The organism is uncultured Mucilaginibacter sp., from assembly GCF_903913935.1.
In the GTDB taxonomy this organism is placed as follows: Bacteria; Bacteroidota; Bacteroidia; order Sphingobacteriales; family Sphingobacteriaceae; genus Mucilaginibacter.
In genome coordinates, this window is the sequence record NZ_CAIWNH010000531.1 from 1 (window position 1) to 3416 (window position 3416).

Here is a 3416-nt window from a genome sequence, read left to right on the forward strand (position 1 = left end):
ATTAAAAAAAGTTAAAAACTATAGAATTTGTAATCGAATTGTTTATTTGATATTAACACATCATCAATAATAGGAAAATTAAAAACCATTAGTAATCAAACTTTAATGCAGGGGGCAAACTCAGCTGCTTTAAAAATGTTGTCGTGTATGGATAAAGCATAAGTTTACATTTGATTAATGAAAGTTTATGTAATATTGAATTTTTATAAATACCCATGTTTACAATTTCCGAGGATCACAAAAAAAGCCCAAAACCACGCGTAGTTATCATCGGAGGAGGATTTGGAGGACTAACCTTAGCAAAGGCCTTAAAGAAGGCTCCTGTGGACATATTAATGCTCGACAGGCATAATTACCATACTTTCCAACCATTGCTTTACCAGGTAGCTATGGGTTCGCTGGAGGCAGATTCTATCGGCTTCCCTATCCGGAGGATCTTTATCCGGCAAGATAATTTTAGTTTTAATATGGCCGATGTTGAAAAGATCAACCCGGAATCAAATACACTGACTACTAACATAGGCGAGATCTGTTACGATTACCTGGTGATTGCCACCGGGTCAAATACTAACTTCTTCGGTAATAAAGAAATCGAGCACTACGCCATGCCGATGAAAAATATCCCGGAAGCCTTGAATCTGCGCAGCCTCATCCTTCAAAACCTGGAAACCGCGTTGGTTACTACGGATATGAGGGAAAAGTTTGCCCTGATGACTTTTGTAGTTGTTGGCGGAGGACCTACAGGAGTGGAACTTTGCGGCGCATTGGCCGAGATGAAGCATTTGATTTTAATGAAGGACTATCACGGACTGAGCAAATATGATATGCGTGTTTACCTGGTGGAGGGTAAAGACAGGCTACTTGCTGCCATGTCGCCACAGGCATCAGCAAAAGCAAAAGCGTTTTTGGAAAAAGACGGCGTAATTATTTATAACAGTGCACATGTACAAAGCTATGATGGTTTCTATTTAACTATCGATAACGGCAAAACCCTAAAAACACGTAATGTATTATGGGCGGCCGGGGTAAAAGGAGAAATGCCCGAAGGCATTCCTGCTGATACAGTTTCAAAAGGAAATCGTATATACGTGGATGAGATCAACCGCGTAAAAGGTTATGATAATATATTTGCCATTGGTGATGTAGCTGCTATGATCAGTGCGGAATTTCCTAACGGGCACCCGGGTGTAGCCCCGGCTGCTATTCAGCAAGGTAATACACTGGCTAAAAATATTGCCCATTTGGTAAAAGGCGAGGCCACTGAACCATTTAAATACTTTGACAAGGGTTCATTAGCCACCATTGGCCGTAATAAAGCGGTTGCCGACCTGGGGAAATTCCATTTTCAGGGATTTTTTGCATGGGTCATCTGGAGCCTGGTACATATCCTGTCGCTGGTTGGCTTTGCCAATAAAGGTATTGTATTATTAAGATGGGCCATTAATTATTTCACAAAAAATAGTGATAACAGGCTAATCGTTAGATACTTTAATACCGAGACGCGGATGCCGGAGGTACAATCAAAATAATGATCAGCAATTTTTAAAAACAATCCCCGGTTTACGATATTACATTAACATCCTGATGTAAAGAATAGCCAAATGGATCTTTTTTTAATTATTGCGTTGCTGGTGCTTACCAGCGCAACTTACTCCTATATCAATGCCCGTTTTATTAAGCTTCCGGGCACTATTGGCATCGTCACAATTGCTATCCTGGTTTCTGTCGCCACCATTACGATCGATAAATTAGATCCGGATATTGCACATTACCTTACCATCCTAGCAAAGAATATCGATTTTTCGGGTACTGTATTGGATATCATGCTGGGTTTTTTGCTTTTTGCGGGCTCTTTTAATTCAGATTCAAAGAGATTAAGAAAGGAATTACGCCCGGTTTTTGCGTTAAGTACAATAAGCGTTATCCTGTCTGCAGTAATTTTTGGCGCATTATTTTTTGGCGCCGCCATGCTGTTTCATATTAAAATTCCATTTATCTACTGCCTTTTATTTGGTGCGCTCATCTCGCCTACCGATCCGGTGGCTGTTGGTGCTATTATCAAAAACTCCAGTTTGCCTCAAAATTTGGCTACGATCATTTCAGGTGAGTCGTTATTTAATGATGGCGTGGGATTGGTGCTTTTTATTTCAATACTCGAGGTGATCAAATCAGGGGTTGATCATTTCGTTTTTGCACAAACTGCACTGTTATTTGTAAGGGAGGTTTTTGGCGGTTTAACCTTAGGAGTCGCTTTAGGTTTTATTGCTTTTCGATTAATGAAATCTGTCACTGATTTTCAAACCATTGTACTCATATCCATATCGCTCGTCATGATAATTTCTGTAGTTGCGGCGTATCTGCATTTGTCAATACCACTGGCAGCAGTATCAGCAGGTTTATTTACTGGAAACAGAACCATAAACGTCGACGAAAAGATGCATTCGCAGGAAGCGTTAGAGCGGTTTTGGCGGTTGATAGATGAAATGCTCAACACGATTTTGTTTGTGATGATCGGGTTACAAATGGTCAACCTGCCTTATATCACAAATTATTGGCTGACAGGCGGAATTGCCATAGTATTGATACTGCCAGCCCGCTGGATCAGCATTTTTGTGCCGGTAACTTTCCTGCACCGCACATTACATGTAAATTTTAGTAATATCAATATCCTTACCTGGGCAGGTGTGCGTGGCGGGATCTCAATTGCCCTGGCATTGTCTTTACCCTTTAGCCCCTACCGGCATATCATATTATGCGGGAGTTATTTTATTGTGATATTTTCAATCATCATCCAGGGCTTAACGCTCAATAGTTTGATTAGAAAGTCAACCAAAGCTGTTATTGCAAAATAAAAATATCAGATTATATCTTAGGTCTTTTTACTCAATAATGCCATGTATGCGGCAGTGTCTTTGTCACTGGTATTATCTGAATGATTTAACGCGCCGACAATATTTTCCCGTTCGGTTTGACTGCGGTTCTGGCTAAGTTTTGCTTTGGCTTGCAGGTCATCCACTACAACTTCAAAGGCAACAATGCCTTTCATCATGTTTCGCTTGTATTGATCAGCCAAGCTATTCCATTGTTTCATATATTCTGCCTCGAAATTTGTAATAGTGGCCTTGAGGAGTGCGGTTTTGTGCTCTTCTCCTTCCAATATGTTAAATTTGCCGTAAGCATGCACCGCTAAATAATTCCAGGTCGGTACGTTTTCAACTTTTTCGTAGTTTTTTGGAGAGATGTAAGCATGCGGCTCCGTAAATATCACCAGCACGTTTGTATCTATGCTATCGGTAGCCTGCGTGATGTTCACCCTGACCCAGAACCGCTGGAAAATCGACGACGTACTTGGTGTCTGGCCTCTCCACGGCCTGTGCGGGGCCTGGGGCGGCATCGCTGCCGGCATCTTCGGGCAA

General features: G+C 41.4%; 2 protein-coding genes and 2 pseudogenes. 3 read left to right on the forward strand and 1 reads right to left on the reverse strand.

The annotated features are described in order from the left end of the window. The first annotated feature begins 215 nt into the window (after window positions 1-215). Complete coding sequence (locus QZY09_RS21420) at window positions 216-1529, forward strand: NAD(P)/FAD-dependent oxidoreductase (RefSeq protein WP_295675912.1); 1314 nt, start codon at window positions 216-218, stop codon at window positions 1527-1529. Between the two features lie 72 nt (window positions 1530-1601). Beyond that, window positions 1602-2852, forward strand: coding sequence for a sodium:proton antiporter (locus tag QZY09_RS21425; protein ID WP_295675914.1), 1251 nt, complete (start codon window positions 1602-1604; stop codon window positions 2850-2852). Between the two features lie 17 nt (window positions 2853-2869). On the opposite strand, the pseudogene QZY09_RS21430 reads toward QZY09_RS21425, so the two are convergent. Next, a pseudogene (locus QZY09_RS21430) lies at window positions 2870-3376 on the reverse strand (FMN-binding negative transcriptional regulator); the annotation flags it as partial. Here QZY09_RS21430 and QZY09_RS24820 point away from each other — a divergent pair. Beyond that, a pseudogene (locus tag QZY09_RS24820) lies at window positions 3348-3416 on the forward strand (hypothetical protein); the annotation flags it as partial. The pseudogenes QZY09_RS21430 and QZY09_RS24820 sit on opposite strands and share 29 nt — an antisense overlap.

What these genes read in the sequence shown, in the direction of transcription:
- QZY09_RS21420 (WP_295675912.1), top strand. Translation starts at nt 216, where the DNA reads ATGTTTACAATTTCCGAGGATCACAAAAAAAGCCCAAAACCACGCGTA.
- QZY09_RS21425 (WP_295675914.1), top strand. Translation starts at nt 1,602, where the DNA reads ATGGATCTTTTTTTAATTATTGCGTTGCTGGTGCTTACCAGCGCAACT.